Annotated in this window: 11 protein-coding genes; 2 read left to right on the forward strand and 9 right to left on the reverse strand. The window is 51.2% G+C overall.

What is annotated here, in order from left to right:
* Positions 1–54: 54 nt before the first annotated feature.
* Positions 55–2,289 (reverse strand): GTP diphosphokinase, encoded by a 2,235-nt coding sequence (gene relA, locus FEK46_RS03170; protein WP_130207682.1) that lies wholly within the window; start codon positions 2,287–2,289, stop codon positions 55–57.
* Between the two features lie 47 nt (positions 2,290–2,336).
* Positions 2,337–3,638 carry a 23S rRNA (uracil(1939)-C(5))-methyltransferase RlmD gene (gene rlmD / locus FEK46_RS03175; protein WP_130259345.1) on the reverse strand — a complete coding sequence of 434 codons (1,302 nt, stop codon included), beginning with the start codon at positions 3,636–3,638 and terminating at the stop codon, positions 2,337–2,339.
* Between the two features lie 56 nt (positions 3,639–3,694).
* Here rlmD and barA point away from each other — a divergent pair, with 56 nt between their 5' ends.
* Positions 3,695–6,451, forward strand: coding sequence for a two-component sensor histidine kinase BarA (barA, locus tag FEK46_RS03180; protein WP_130207684.1), 2,757 nt, complete (start codon positions 3,695–3,697; stop codon positions 6,449–6,451).
* Between the two features lie 232 nt (positions 6,452–6,683).
* Here the strand turns inward: barA and gudD are convergent, their stop codons facing one another.
* The 7 genes from gudD to syd form a co-directional block, all read right to left on the reverse strand.
* The gene (gene gudD / locus FEK46_RS03185) at positions 6,684–8,024 is read right to left on the reverse strand and encodes a glucarate dehydratase (protein ID WP_135559269.1); all 1,341 of its coding nucleotides are present in this window, start codon (positions 8,022–8,024) and stop codon (positions 6,684–6,686) included.
* A gap of 20 nt (positions 8,025–8,044) precedes the next feature.
* Entirely contained in the window at positions 8,045–9,385 is a 1,341-nt protein-coding gene (locus tag FEK46_RS03190) for an enolase C-terminal domain-like protein (protein ID WP_135559268.1), read from the reverse strand.
* Position 9,386: 1 nt separating this feature from the next.
* A complete protein-coding gene (gene gudP / locus FEK46_RS03195) occupies positions 9,387–10,739 on the reverse strand; it encodes a galactarate/glucarate/glycerate transporter GudP (protein ID WP_135407692.1) in 1,353 nt (450 codons plus the stop codon).
* A gap of 435 nt (positions 10,740–11,174) precedes the next feature.
* Positions 11,175–11,624, reverse strand: coding sequence for a flavodoxin (locus FEK46_RS03200; RefSeq protein WP_130207688.1), 450 nt, complete (start codon positions 11,622–11,624; stop codon positions 11,175–11,177).
* Positions 11,625–11,641: 17 nt separating this feature from the next.
* Positions 11,642–12,424, reverse strand: a complete 783-nt coding sequence (gene truC, locus FEK46_RS03205; RefSeq protein ID WP_130207690.1) for a tRNA pseudouridine(65) synthase TruC — start codon at positions 12,422–12,424, stop codon at positions 11,642–11,644.
* Positions 12,424–12,753, reverse strand: coding sequence for a YqcC family protein (locus tag FEK46_RS03210; RefSeq protein ID WP_130207692.1), 330 nt, complete (start codon positions 12,751–12,753; stop codon positions 12,424–12,426). Before FEK46_RS03210 ends, truC begins: the two co-directional genes overlap by 1 nt.
* Positions 12,754–13,375: 622 nt before the next feature.
* Positions 13,376–13,921 (reverse strand): SecY-interacting protein, encoded by a 546-nt coding sequence (syd, locus tag FEK46_RS03215; protein ID WP_135559267.1) that lies wholly within the window; start codon positions 13,919–13,921, stop codon positions 13,376–13,378.
* Between the two features lie 67 nt (positions 13,922–13,988).
* Here syd and queF point away from each other — a divergent pair, with 67 nt between their 5' ends.
* Entirely contained in the window at positions 13,989–14,837 is an 849-nt protein-coding gene (gene queF, locus FEK46_RS03220) for an NADPH-dependent 7-cyano-7-deazaguanine reductase QueF (protein ID WP_130214551.1), read from the forward strand.
* Positions 14,838–14,944 lie beyond the last annotated feature (107 nt).

Below are 14,944 nucleotides of genomic sequence, written 5' to 3' on the forward strand. Positions count from 1 at the left end.
ATATGTAGATACAGTATATATCAATCTACATTGTAGATACGAGCAAATTTCGGCCTAACTCCCGTGCAGTCGACGCGCGTCGATAACATCCGGCACCTGATTGAGTTTACCCAGCACGCGGCCCAGCACCTGCAGGTTATAAATCTCAATGGTCATATCGATGGTTGCCAGTTGCTGTTTGGTATCGCTACGGCTGGCAACGCCAAGCACGTTCACCTTCTCGTTGGCGAGAATGGTCGTGATATCACGCAACAACCCACTACGATCATTAGCCAGCACGCGGACCACCAGCGAATATCCGGCGGAGTAGCTCTCGCCCCATACTGCATCAACAATGCGTTCTGGCGCATGGGAGCGTAGCTCCACCAGTTGTTCACAATCGGCGCGGTGCACAGAAATACCGCGTCCCTGAGTAATGAAACCAACAATTTCATCACCAGGAATCGGCTGACAGCAGCGCGCGATGTGGTGCATCAGATTGCCGACACCTTCTACTACCACGCGCCCGTTATCTTTACTGCGGTTTTGCGGGGCATGGCTTTTTTGCTGAAGCTGCTTCAGCGCGGCGGCGTCCTGCTCTTCGGCACTCGGCTTATTAAATTGCGATTGCAGGAAATTCACCATCTGATTGAGCCGGATATCCCCGCCACCAATCGCCGCCAGCAACTCGTCGACATCATTGAAGTTGTAACGCGGCAGCAGGTGTTTTTCTGCTTCTTTCAGGCTGATCCCCAGATGTTCCAGCTCGTCATCAAGGATTTGTCGTCCAGCCAGAATGTTTTTGTCACGATCCTGTTTACGGAACCAGGCATGAATTTTCGAACGCCCACGGCTGGTTGTGACATAGCCCAGGTTTGGGTTTAACCAGTCACGGCTGGGATTGGGCTGTTTCTGGGTGATAATTTCAATCTGGTCGCCCATTTGCAGCTGGTAGGTGAACGGCACAATGCGCCCGCCAATTTTTGCCCCGATGCAGCGGTGTCCGACATCACTGTGGATGTGGTAAGCGAAGTCCAGCGGCGTTGATCCCGCAGGCAAATCAACGACATCACCTTTCGGCGTAAAGACGTATACCCGGTCGTCAAAGACCTGGCTGCGTACTTCGTCGAGCATTTCGCCGGAATCAGCCATCTCTTCCTGCCACGCAATCAGTTTACGCAGCCAGGCAATCCGGTCTTCATGTCCCGAACGCGCCCCGCCAGCAGCCGCACCTTCTTTGTATTTCCAGTGCGCAGCGACACCCAGCTCTGCATCTTCATGCATCTGTTTGGTGCGGATTTGGATCTCAACGGTTTTGCCACCCGGCCCCAGTACCACAGTATGAATAGACTGATAGCCGTTTGGTTTCGGATTTGCGACGTAATCATCAAATTCATCCGGCAAGTGGCGATAGTGAGTGTGCACTATCCCCAGCGCGGCGTAGCAGTCTTGTAAACGCTCGGCAACAATACGTACTGCACGGACATCAAACAGCTCATCGAAGGCGAGGTTCTTTTTCTGCATTTTGCGCCAGATGCTGTAGATGTGTTTCGGACGACCATACACCTCAGCTTTAACGCCTTCAGCTTTCATCTCAGCGCGCAGATGACCGACAAACTCTTCGATATAGTGTTCGCGGTCGAGACGGCGTTCATGCAGCAATTTGGCGATGCGCTTGTATTCAGTCGGGTGGAGATAACGGAAGCAGTAATCTTCCAGTTCCCATTTCAGTTGCCCGATCCCGAGACGGTTCGCCAGCGGCGCGTAGATATTGGTGCACTCTTTTGCTGCAAGTACGCGTTCATCTTCTGGCGCATCTTTTACTTCGCGCAGATGAGCAATACGCTCCGCCAGTTTGATGACCACGCAGCGGAAATCATCGACCATCGCCAATAACATCCGGCGAACGTTATCGACCTGTTCGGAGGAAACAGAATCAGTGTGCGTCGCTTTCAGCTGGCGGATTGCCGCCATATCGCGCACACCGTGAATAAGATTAACGACCGACTTACCGACGCTCTCGCGCAGTACGTCTTCGCTGACTACGTTGGCATCGGCCAGAGGGAACAGTAGCGCCGCCCGCAGCGTGTCAATGTCCATACTTAATGTCGAGAGGATCTCCACCATCTCGACACCACGCCACAACAGCAAACTGGCATCCGGATGCCCCTGCGTCTGCTGCAGACAATACGCCCAGGTTTCGGCTAAGCACTCACACGACTTCTGGCTGGCAATCCCCAGACTTGCGATCCATTTGTCCGGATCAAATTCACCAGCCTTATTGATATGTGCACTTCTTACCGCAACCATTGTCCTCTCCTTTAGGGACCTGACCTGCCGAAATCAGCAAATCGTAACTATTTAACGCGCGAAAAAAGCACCATCGATTCCAGATGCCCCGTGTGTGGGAACATATCCAGCATCGCCAGTCGCGCAATGGTATATCCTGCTTTTAATAACGCCTCGCTATCCCGAGCCAGCGTCGCAGGGTTACAGGATACATAAACTATACGAATGGGTTCCAGTTTTATAATTTGCTGCATGACGCCAGCAGCACCTGCTCGCGCCGGGTCCAGCAACACTTTGTCAAAGCCGTTTTTAGCCCACGGTTGCTTTGTGACATCATCTTCAAGATTTTCATGATAAAACGTCACATTTTGTAAACCATTAAGTCGCGCATTTTCCTGACCTTTCTCCACCAGCGCCGCAACACCTTCTACCCCTACCACGCTAGCCGCTCGTGTCGCTAATGGCAGTGTGAAATTGCCCATACCGCAGAACAGATCAAGCACGCTGTCTTCAGCCTGCACATCCAACCACTCCAGCGCGCGAGCCACCATTTTCTGGTTCACACCCGCGTTGACCTGAATAAAATCACGCGGGCTAAAAGTTAAACGCAACCCATTTGAGTCATACCAGGGCATCTCGCCAGAGACGGTTTCGAGTATCTCACTATCGGGAGCGAGAAACAGATCCAGGCCTTCAGAATGCGAAAAGCGTTCCAGTTTTTCACGATCAGCCGAACTTAGCGGTGCGGTATGGCGTAAAATCATCAGCGTGCCGCTGGTTGCCTGCACCAGTTCAACGTGACCAAGATGGCGCATGGCTTGTAAGCTGGTCAGGCATGCCCTGACTTTGGGCAGCAATGCTTCAAGTTGGGGCGCTAAAATGGGGCATTGCTTAACATCGACAATGTCACTGGAACCCGCTTTGCGAAATCCCATCTGTAATTGTTGTGTTTTCGGCTGATAGTTCAGGCTTAAGCGCGCGCGGCGACGGTACCCCCAGGGAACATCGGCGATCACTTCAGAGACGTCGTGCTTCATTAACCGGGCGAGCGCCGCACTTTTGCTTCGCTGCTGTAGTTCGATGCTGGCGTGTTGTTGCTGACAGCCGCCGCATACGCCAAAATGAGGGCAGCGTGGCGTTTCGCGTTCCGGGCTGTCGCTTAGCCTGCGCACGACTTTAGCGCGGGAATACTGTTTTTTATCTTCAGTAACAGTAACTTCCGCGTCTTCCTGCGGCAATAGCCCGGGGATAAATAACGCTTTTCCGTTATGTCGTGCCACGCCCTGACCAAAAGAGTCGAGGTCGTTGACTGAAACGGTTATGATCTGACGCGTCGTCACGCGTCGTTTTGCAGAGTAGAATTGCGCCATTGGCGAGACTTTCTCAATTTAACAGTGTGACCTTAATTGTCCCATAACGGAACTCCATGACCAACTACAGCCTGCGCGCACGCATGATGATTCTGATCCTGGCGCCGACCGTCCTTATTGGTTTATTGCTCAGTATCTTTTTCGTCGTGCATCGCTATAACGACTTGCAGCGTCAACTGGAAGATGCCGGTGCCAGCATTATTGAGCCGCTTGCAGTTTCTACTGAATATGGCATGAGCCTGCAAAATCGCGAATCTATCGGTCAGTTGATAAGCGTTTTGCATCGTCGCCATTCTGATATTGTTCGCGCCATTTCAGTTTACGATGAAAATAACCGACTCTTTGTCACCTCCAATTTTCATCTCGACCCTTCAGCAATGCAGCTCGGTAGTAACGTGCCATTTCCGCGCCAGCTCACTGTCACACGTGATGGCGATATTATGATTTTGCGTACGCCGATTATCTCCGAGAGTTATTCTCCCGACGAATCGCCCATTAGCGATGCCAAAAATAGTCAGAATATGCTGGGGTATATTGCCCTTGAGCTGGACCTTAAATCGGTGCGCTTACAGCAATATAAAGAGATTTTTATTTCCAGCGTGATGATGCTGTTCTGTATTGGTATTGCGCTTATTTTTGGCTGGCGACTCATGCGCGATGTAACCGGCCCGATTCGCAACATGGTGAATACTGTCGACCGCATCCGCCGAGGACAACTCGACAGCCGGGTGGAAGGATTTATGCTCGGCGAGTTGGATATGCTGAAAAACGGCATTAACTCGATGGCAATGTCTCTGGCGGCTTATCACGAAGAGATGCAGCACAATATCGACCAGGCGACATCAGATCTGCGTGAAACGCTGGAGCAGATGGAAATTCAGAACGTTGAGTTGGACCTGGCGAAAAAGCGCGCCCAGGAAGCGGCGCGTATTAAGTCCGAGTTTCTGGCGAACATGTCACATGAGCTGCGTACACCGCTGAATGGAGTTATTGGCTTTACCCGCCTGACGCTGAAAACAGAATTAACGCCAACGCAGCGCGATCACCTGAACACGATTGAACGCTCGGCAAATAATTTGCTGGCAATTATTAATGATGTTCTCGACTTCTCGAAACTGGAAGCGGGCAAGCTGATTCTGGAAAGTATTCCGTTCCCGCTGCGCAGCACGCTGGATGAAGTGGTTACTCTTCTGGCGCATTCTTCTCACGATAAAGGGCTGGAATTGACGCTCAATATTAAGAGCGACGTGCCAGATAACGTGATAGGCGATCCGCTGCGTTTACAGCAAATCATCACTAACCTGGTAGGGAATGCGATTAAATTCACCGAGAATGGCAACATCGATATTCTGGTGGAAAAACGAGCGCTGAGTAATACCAAAGTTCAGATTGAAGTGCAGATCCGCGATACCGGTATTGGTATTCCTGAACGCGATCAATCGCGCCTGTTCCAGGCCTTCAGGCAGGCAGATGCCAGTATTTCACGCCGTCATGGCGGCACCGGGCTGGGGCTGGTAATTACGCAAAAACTGGTTAATGAGATGGGCGGAGATATCTCGTTCCATAGCCAGCCGAATCGTGGCTCAACCTTCTGGTTCCATATTAATCTCGATCTGAACCCGAATATTATTATTGAAGGACCATCCACCCAGTGCCTCACAGGCAAACGCCTGGCTTATGTCGAACCGAACTCGGCAGCCGCGCAGTGCACGCTGGATATTTTAAGCGAAACACCGCTTGAGGTGGTCTACAGCCCAAGCTTCTCGGCACTCCCTCCCGCGCATTACGACATGATGTTGTTAGGGATTGCGGTGACTTTCCGCGAACCGCTAACGATGCAACATGAGCGGTTAGCGAAAGCAGTGTCGATGACCGATTTTCTGATGCTCGCCCTTCCGTGCCATGCACAGGTCAATGCCGAAAAGCTCAAGCAAGATGGTATCGGCGCGTGTCTGCTGAAACCCCTGACGCCTACACGTCTGTTGCCTGTACTGACCGAGTTTTGTCATCAAACACAAAATACGCTGTTGCCTGTCACCGACGAAAGTAAGCTGGTAATGACGGTTATGGCTGTTGATGATAACCCAGCAAACTTGAAACTTATCGGCGCATTGCTGGAAGACATGGTTCAGCATGTGGAGTTGTGCGATAGCGGACATCAGGCGGTTGAACGAGCAAAACAGATGCCGTTCGATTTAATCTTAATGGATATTCAAATGCCGGACATGGACGGCATTCGTGCATGCGAACTTATCCACCAGCTTCCGCACCAGCAACAAACGCCAGTCATCGCGGTGACTGCACATGCGATGGCTGGGCAAAAAGAGAAATTACTTGGCGCGGGGATGAGCGATTATCTGGCGAAACCGATAGAAGAAGAGCGATTGCATAATTTGCTGCTGCGCTACAAACCCGGCAGCGGCATTTCTTCCCGCGTTGTGACGCCAGAAGTGAACGAAATTGTGGTGAACCAGAATGCGACTCTGGACTGGCAACTGGCGCTACGCCAGGCCGCTGGCAAAACCGATCTGGCGCGCGATATGCTGCAAATGTTGCTCGATTTCCTGCCAGAAGTTCGCAACAAAGTTGAGGAACAACTGGTTGGGGAAAACCCGGAAGGCCTGGTTGATTTGATTCATAAACTGCATGGCAGTTGCGGCTATAGCGGTGTGCCGCGTATGAAGAATCTCTGTCAACTTATCGAACAACAGCTACGAAGCGGTACTAAAGAAGAAGATTTGGAGCCGGAGCTACTGGAATTGTTGGACGAGATGGATAATGTGGCACGCGAAGCCAGTAAAATTCTTGGGTAATAAATATTTTATCGAGTAAAAATCGGCTTCTTATGAAACCGGTTTCAGACTGGTGACAAGGTGCCTGTGTTTATGCCGGATGCGGCGAAAACGCCTTACCGGCCTACGAAACCATTCAAATTCAATGAATTAAAAAAGCATGTGGGCCTGATAAGCGTAGCGCATCAGGCAATTTTGTGTTTGGCATCAGTCTCAAACCGACTCCTGACAGAGCCGGTTTTTGTTTTCTGTCTTAACGCACCATGCACGGACGCTTGTTATCGAACGTCCAGCCAGGAATCAGGTACTGCATCCCCATCGCATCATCACGCGCGCCAAGCCCGTATTTCTGATACAGCTCGTGGGCTTTCATCACCTGATCCATATCGATTTCTACACCCAGACCCGGTTTTTCCGGCACTTGTACCAAACCGCCTTTGATCTCAAAAGGCTCTTTAGTCAGGCGCTGATTACCTTCCTGCCAGATCCAGTGCGTATCAATCGCGGTGATTTTACCCGGTGCAGCTGCGGCAACATGGGTAAACATCGCCAGGGAAATATCGAAGTGGTTGTTAGAGTGTGAACCCCAGGTCAGGCCAAATTCATGGCACATTTGCGCCACACGTACCGAACCCTGCATCGTCCAGAAATGCGGGTCCGCCAGCGGGATATCAACAGATTGCAGGGAGAGCGTATGGCCCATCTGCCGCCAGTCGGTGGCGATCATATTGGTTGCAGTCGGCAGACCAGTCGCGCGACGGAACTCTGCCATCACCTCACGCCCGGAGAAACCTTGCTCCGCACCACACGGATCTTCTGCATAAGCCAGCGAACCTTTCAGGTATTTACCAATTTTAATCGCTTCGTTCAGCGACCAGGCACCGTTAGGATCGAGCGTAATACGTGCCTGCGGGAAGCGTTGCGCCAGTGCCACAATAGATTCGGCTTCATCTTCCCCGGCCAGTACACCGCCCTTCAGTTTGAAATCGTTGAAGCCATATTTTTCATACGCCGCTTCCGCCAGGCGCACCACCGCATCCGGCGTCATCGCTTCTTCGTGACGAAGACGATACCAGTCGCATTTGTCATCCGGCTGGCTTTGATACGGTAACGGTGTGGCTTTGCGATTGCCGACAAAGAACAGATAACCCAGCATTTCGACTTCGCTACGCTGTTGACCATCGCCCAGCAAGGATGCCACGTTAACTCCAAGGTGTTGCCCAAGCAGATCCAGCATTGCCGCTTCTATCCCGGTAACTACATGGATAGTGGTACGCAGATCAAAAGTCTGTAAACCACGCCCGCCAGAATCACGATCGGCAAATGTATTACGCACCAGCGTCAGAACGTTTTTGTATTCACCCAGCGTTTTACCTACCACCAGCGGAATCGCATCTTCCAGCGTTTTACGGATGTTCTCGCCGCCGGGAATTTCCCCTACGCCGGTGTGACCAGAATTATCTTTGATGATCACAATATTACGCGTGAAGAACGGTGCGTGTGCGCCACTCAGATTCATCAGCATACTGTCATGACCCGCCACCGGGATGACCTGCATTTCAGTAACAACAGGCGTCGTAAATTGAGAATTCATATTTATGTCCTTATTCAAAATCAATGACGGCCGAAAACGGGACGTTTACGGTCAAAGGTCCAGCCGGGGAGCAGGTACTGCATCGGACCCGCGTCGTTACGCGCGCCGCCAGGCAGACGTTTATAGGCTTCGTGCGCCTTTTGTACCTGTTCCCAGTCCAGTTCCACGCCCAGGCCGGGCGCATCAGGAACGGCAATTTTTCCGTTTTTAATCTCCAGCGGATTTTTGGTCAGGCGACAATCGCCCTCCTGCCAAATCCAGTGGGTATCGATAGCGGTGGGATTACCCGGTGCCGCCGCGCCCACATGGGTAAACATCGCCAGAGAGATATCGAAGTGGTTGTTGGAATGACAGCCCCAGGTTAGTCCCCATTCATCACACAGTTGCGCGACACGCACCGCGCCAGAGAGAGTCCAGAAGTGCGGATCGGCAAGTGGAATATCTACCGCATTGAGCATCACCGCATGACCCATTTCACGCCAGTTGGTGGCGATCATGTTGGTCGCGACGGGCAAGCCGGTCGCCCGCCGAAACTCCGCCATCACTTCACGACCGGAGAACCCCTGCTCAGCGCCGCACGGGTCTTCCGCATAGGTCAGCACATCATTCAGGCCTTTACACAAAGAAATGGCTTCATCAAGCAGCCAGGCACCGTTGGGATCAACGGTAATCCGCGCATCAGGGAAGCGTTTCTTCAATGCACGAACGGTGTCGATTTCTTGCTCGCCAGGTAATACGCCACCTTTGAGTTTGAAATCTTTAAAGCCATAGCGATCCTGTGAAGCCTCCGCCAGACGCACAACGGCTTCGCTGTTCATCGCTTTCTGGTGACGCAACTGATACCACTCATGGTTACCTGGTGTACTTTCCAGATAAGCAAGATCGGTTTTAGTCCGATCACCGATATAAAACAGATAACCGAGGACGGTAATAGCATCGCGTTGCTTACCTGGGCCAAGCAGTTCACAGACCGGAACATTCAGCGCCTTACCTAACAGGTCAAGCAAAGCGGCTTCCAGCGCCGCCACGGCGTTAACGCGCAATTCAAAGGTCCAGGCACCTTTGCCGAAGGTATCAAAATCGGCGGCCTGATTACCTTTATGCACCTGCTGGACCACTTTATTCAGTCGCGCGACTTCCTGGCCCAGAACCATCGGAATAGCATCGACAAGCGTTTGATAAATCACCTCTCCGCCCGGTGCTTCACCAATGCCGGTATGTCCGGCATTATCGGTGAGTACCACAATGTTGCGGGTGAAATATGCGTTATGTGCACCACCAATATTGAGCAACATGCTGTCATGTCCGGCGACCGGAATGACTTTCATATCAGTAATGACTGGACTGGATTGTGTCGTCATCTTATTGCCCCGCGACAGGTTTCAGCTCAATACGTTTAATATCGCCCACCAGCACCAGGTAGCTCAGCACCGCAATTAAGGCATGAACCCCGACATAAATCAGCGCCCCATTAAAGGAGCCAGTCGTGCCAACGATATAACCAATTGCGATTGGCGTGACGATACCGGAAATGTTACCGAACATATTGAACAGGCCGCCGGAAAGACCGCTGATCTCTTTTGGCGCAGTATCTGCCATTACCGCCCAACCCAGCGCCCCGATGCCTTTACCGAAGAAGGCCAACGCCATGAAACCGATGATCATCCACTCAACATCGACGTAGTTACAGAACACCATCACCATCGACAGCAACATGCCCATCACGATCGGTGTTTTACGCGCAATGTTCAGCGAGCCCGTGCGACGCATCAGCCAGTCGGAAATAATCCCCCCCAGCACGCCGCCGATAAAACCGCAAACAGCAGGAACGGAAGCCACAAAGCCCGCTTTCAGAATCGACATCCCGCGCGCCTGCACCAGATAAACCGGGAACCAGGTAATAAAGAAGTAAGTCAGGGCGTTGATACAATACTGACCGATATAAACACCGATCATCATCCGCGAACCGAGCAGCTGTTTGATCTGCCCCCACTTCACGCTGAACGGCACTTTAACTTTGGTGTTTTGCTGATCCATATTGATCAGCGCGCCGCCAGCGGCGATGTACTCCAGCTCTTTCTGATTTACGCCCGGATGTTGATTTGGCTCGTGGATGACTTTCAGCCAGAAAAAACTGATGACAATGCCCAGACCGCCCATAAAGAAGAAGACGTGTGACCAACCCACTTCATGAGTCAGCCAGCCCATAATCGGCGCGAAGATCACCGTTGCGAAGTATTGGGCGGAGTTAAAAATCGACACCGCCGTTCCCCTTTCCTGCGCCGGGAACCAGGCTGCCACGATTCGGCTGTTGCCGGGAAAAGAAGGTGCTTCGGCAAGCCCTACCAGGAAGCGGAGAGTAAACAAGGCAACGATAATGCCGAATCCACTAAAGATATCGACGAAACCTTGCAGCAAGGTAAACATCGACCAGATAAAGATTGACCAGAAGTAGACGCGTTTTGAACCAAAGCGATCCAGCAACCAGCCGCCAGGGATCTGCCCAATAACATAAGCCCATGAGAAAGCAGAGAACACATAGCCCATACCCACTGGATCAAGACCGATATCTTTGGCCATTTCCGAACCGGCGATCGAGAGCGTAGCGCGATCGCCGTAGTTGAAAGATGTGACGATAAACAGCATCACCACTATCCAGTAACGAGCATTCGTGCGTTTTTCCACACTGCTCGCAGCCTGACTTAAAGAACTCATTGTTGCACTCCTGAAAATTCGCGTTAGCCACGCTCACTCTGGACTGCGACATCGCCAGGAAATCAGAGGTGACGTAGGGTGTTTTTGCCGTTTTTATAGGTCGTTCGCCGAATGCGGCGCGTGTTTTATATCTGGCAATAGCAGTATAAAAAGCGCGCCATAGCGGCTCACCGTGCAACAACACAACATTAATGCGTTCAATGAGGCTCGATTTTGGCATTAGCCCTGGACGGTGGAATCCACTTCACGGAAATGAAAACAAGAACAAGAAAGGAAGGGTTAAATCGGAGAAATAAAGAAGAGTATGAAATGGATCGCTTGACTCCAGGCAAACGCCAGTAAAAATCCGCGCTAAGAAGCAGTTTTTACAGGCATTTGCCTGAAAAGACTCGATTCAGCACCGCTAAAACGGTATTTTGCCGATCGCTGAACAAATCAGGGCAACAGCGTCCCCCACTGCTCAACCCACGGATTGGATTCCGTTTCTGGTTCCGGGGTTTCACTGGCATCGATCAGCAGCATTTCCCCTACCCGCTGCGCGCTCTGTTCCTGTAACAAAGCATCAAACTGTTTGCCACCGTTGCAGAAATTCACATAACTACTGTCGCCGAGCGCAATCACGCCGTAACGCAGGTTCGGCTGGAAACCGAGGTTATCCTTTATGCCCAGAAAGAGTGGCACAATGCTGTCAGGAAGGTCGCCCTGCCCGGTGGTGGACGTAACTACCAGAACATACTTGTCCTGATAGGGTAACCAGTCGCTTAATTCTGGGTCTTCAAACACCGTTGCTTTGTGGCCCTGCGCGGTCAGAATCGCTTCCGCTTCTTCGGCCACTAGCAGTGAATTCCCGTACATGGTGCCTACAAAAATACCAATTTCCGCCATACCGTTTTCTCCCTGGATTAGGAACTTAACTCATCATCCTGACCCGATGGCGCGCTGAACTCAACCCTTTCATTTTCAGGAAGCAGACCGCGCCAGCCAAATTGTGATAATGCCCGCATCCAGGTGTCGTCCAGACCGGCGTGGATAGTCAGCGGCTCGCCAGTAAAAGGATGCGTCAGTGACAACTTACTGGCGTGCAACATTAACCGCTGGAGGCCAAAATGTTCAGCCGCGCTGCGATTCTGGCGCAAATCGCCATGTTTGCTGTCGCCAATAATCGGATGGCGCAAATGGGCAAGATGGCGACGAAGCTGATGTTTGCGTCCGGTTTTCGGCTCCAGTTCCACCAGACCGTAGCGTGTCGTCGGGTAACGCCCGGTCGCAACTGGCATTTCAACCGTCGCCAGACCGCGATAATGCGTCACTGCTGGCTGCGGGTCTTTATCTTCGCGGGCATACTTATCGGCGATTTTATCCAGTTCTTCCACCAGCGGATAATCCAGCACCGCTTCTTCCATCAGCCAGCCACGCACAATCGCATGGTAACATTTCTGGATTTGGTGCTGTTCAAACTGTTGCGCTAACAGCCGTCCGGCCTCGCTGGATAATCCCATCAGCAATACGCCGGAAGTCGGTCGGTCCAGCCGATGCGCGGTAAACACGTGCTGACCAATCTGGTCACGTACGGTTTGCATGACCACCACTTTTTCGTCACGATCCAGCCAGCTGCGGTGAACCAGCCAGCCAGACGGTTTGTTAACCGCAACCAGCCATTCATCCTGGTAGAGTATTTCCAGCATCAGTTTGTATCATCCGCAAAAAGCGCATCCAGTTTTTCCAGCTCCGCCAGAATAAGCGCGCGCTGGGGGTGGTCCGTCGCCAGCGCCATTTCATAATACGGCGCCACGGCGAAAGCCCCTGGCAATGGCTGATTATTATCTAAGAGATCGTGCATTCGCGGGATCAGTACCCATTGCAACCATTCCAGTGGCTCCATCGTATCCATAAAGAAAGGTTGGGTACTGTTGAATTGATGCGGCTGCGGTTCATCGCTCCGCCAGTGCTGATGTTCACGCAGTAATGTTTCAAGCGCCTGCAACTGAAGACGAACGCGGTCATGAGTGGTCATAAAACAACCTCAAGAAGAAAAAACTGCCGCGAAGGATAGCAGGAATAAAAAAAGGGAGCACTGTATTCACAGTGCTCCCGGTTCGTTTCGCAGCATTCCAGCTACTTTTGTTGCTCCCTGCTCATCCTTGACAACTTTTCCTGTGGTCTTGCGACCAATCGTTCATCCTGAACTAATGCTTCCTGCTCACACCACCCCGATGTGATACTTCATCCTGAAGTGTCCCTGGCCATCCTGACCCACCGAATCATCCTGACCGGTTCTCATTCTCCGTCCTGGAGGTGTCCTTTAACGCATCCAGCGTTTTCCTCTTCGCTTCATCCAGAAGCCTTTCCCTGAAGCACCATCCTGGCGTGTCCTTTAGAAGTGTCATCATCCTGATGTTCACTTCGTTGTCTGACTCCCTGTCGACGAAGATAGAATCGTCTTTTTCGCTGAGTCTTACAAGGCGCTTACAGACAATGCCTTAAGGAAAATTTCATATGAAAGTTAAGAATATTTCTTCAATGCATTGATTTAAAATAGAAATATCGATTCTTATCTTTTTAAGTATTCACTTACTTCCTGGCGATCTCCTACAGGGTCTGTAAGAGATCTCTCACAACTAGACGGGGTATTTGGATTACAGAAGAGGCTTAAGCTGCATAAGGAATTCCGCAAGATTTGAGGCTAAATGCATACGATTCCGCGTCCCCAGCGTCTCTTTGCATACTTCGCCAGAGAGATTACACACCGAAATCACTTCCAACTCTTCTTCCAGTGTGGCGATAAATAACGAGGGGGGCAGTTTCAGACGTTTCTGGGTAACCAGATGTCCAATCAGGTTTTCCTGCACCCGGCGGAAGTCATCTTCGCTCCAGGTTTGCAGTAATGTCAGTTTGATATCGCCAAACTGCGCATGCATATCCCCGGCAAACTGGGTCGTATAGAAGGTATGAATTGCGGGTTGTATCACAATATCAAACGCACGCTCAACCGCGTTTACATTTTGCTCACCGCTAAACGGCTGCGGTTGCCAGAACACAGCATCATTAGTGGTTGAAATAATGCACGGTGAAGGAACGCCATACAGCTCCTCGCTTAACGGCCAACTATTGTGCTGTTCGTGCCATGCATCACAGTAACGCGTGGTAAAATCTCTCAAGGCTTGTGCGGTCAATTCGTCCACTAATTTCTCTCTTCACTTAAACCAGATACACTTGTCGTTTAGTTTATCTGGTTTATGACGGTGAAACATGTCTTCTTATGCAAACCATCAGGCACTTGCGGGCCTGACTCTTGGAAAATCAACCGATTACCGGGATACCTATGACGCCAGCCTGCTACAAGGCGTTCCACGTAGTTTGAATCGCGATCCGCTGGGCCTGAAAGCAGATAATCTGCCTTTTCACGGTACGGATATCTGGACGCTATATGAACTTTCCTGGCTGAATGCGAAAGGTTTGCCGCAGGTTGCCGTGGGTCATGTTGAACTTGATTACACCAGCGTAAATCTCATTGAGTCGAAGAGTTTTAAGCTCTATCTCAACAGCTTTAACCAGACACGCTTTAACAATTGGGATGAAGTGCGCCAGACGCTGGAGCGCGACTTAAGCACTTGCGCCCAGGGTAACGTTAGCGTGGCGTTATATCGTCTTGATGAACTGGAAGGTCAGCCGGTGGGGCATTTCAATGGCACCTGCATTGATGACCAGGATATCGCTATCGATAACTATGAATTCACCACTGACTATCTTGAGAATGCCACCAGCGGCGAGAAAGTGGTGGAAGAAACACTCGTTAGCCACCTGCTGAAATCAAACTGCCTGATTACTCATCAACCAGACTGGGGATCTATCCAGATTCAGTATCGTGGACGCAAGATTGACAGGGAAAAACTGCTGCGTTATCTGGTTTCTTTCCGTCATCATAACGAGTTCCATGAACAGTGCGTAGAACGCATTTTTAATGATCTGTTACGCTTCTGCCAGCCAGAGAAATTAAGCGTTTACGCACGTTATACCCGTCGTGGCGGTCTGGACATTAACCCATGGCGCAGTAACTGTGATTTTGTCCCATCGACAACCCGTCTGGCACGGCAATAAAATTTTTCTCAATTTTGCGGGCTGGATTCACGCATAAGGTTGTGAAAGGTCATCAGGCAGGGCTATTGTAATCAAAGGGAATGACGATAATCGTCCCATAAGGAGTT

Origin of the sequence: Escherichia sp. E4736, assembly GCF_005781225.1 — a bacterium.
GTDB lineage: Bacteria > Pseudomonadota > Gammaproteobacteria > Enterobacterales > Enterobacteriaceae > Escherichia.

Excerpts from the sequence above, each read along its gene's own strand:
- relA (WP_130207682.1), bottom strand. The coding sequence starts at position 2,289 with ATGGTTGCGGTAAGAAGTGCACATATCAATAAGGCTGGTGAATTTGAT.
- rlmD (WP_130259345.1), bottom strand. The coding sequence starts at position 3,638 with ATGGCGCAATTCTACTCTGCAAAACGACGCGTGACGACGCGTCAGATC.
- barA (WP_130207684.1), top strand. The coding sequence starts at position 3,695 with ATGACCAACTACAGCCTGCGCGCACGCATGATGATTCTGATCCTGGCG.
- gudD (WP_135559269.1), bottom strand. The coding sequence starts at position 8,024 with ATGAATTCTCAATTTACGACGCCTGTTGTTACTGAAATGCAGGTCATC.
- FEK46_RS03190 (WP_135559268.1), bottom strand. The coding sequence starts at position 9,385 with ATGACGACACAATCCAGTCCAGTCATTACTGATATGAAAGTCATTCCG.
- gudP (WP_135407692.1), bottom strand. The coding sequence starts at position 10,739 with ATGAGTTCTTTAAGTCAGGCTGCGAGCAGTGTGGAAAAACGCACGAAT.
- FEK46_RS03200 (WP_130207688.1), bottom strand. The coding sequence starts at position 11,624 with ATGGCGGAAATTGGTATTTTTGTAGGCACCATGTACGGGAATTCACTG.
- truC (WP_130207690.1), bottom strand. The coding sequence starts at position 12,424 with ATGCTGGAAATACTCTACCAGGATGAATGGCTGGTTGCGGTTAACAAA.
- FEK46_RS03210 (WP_130207692.1), bottom strand. The coding sequence starts at position 12,753 with ATGACCACTCATGACCGCGTTCGTCTTCAGTTGCAGGCGCTTGAAACA.
- queF (WP_130214551.1), top strand. The coding sequence starts at position 13,989 with ATGTCTTCTTATGCAAACCATCAGGCACTTGCGGGCCTGACTCTTGGA.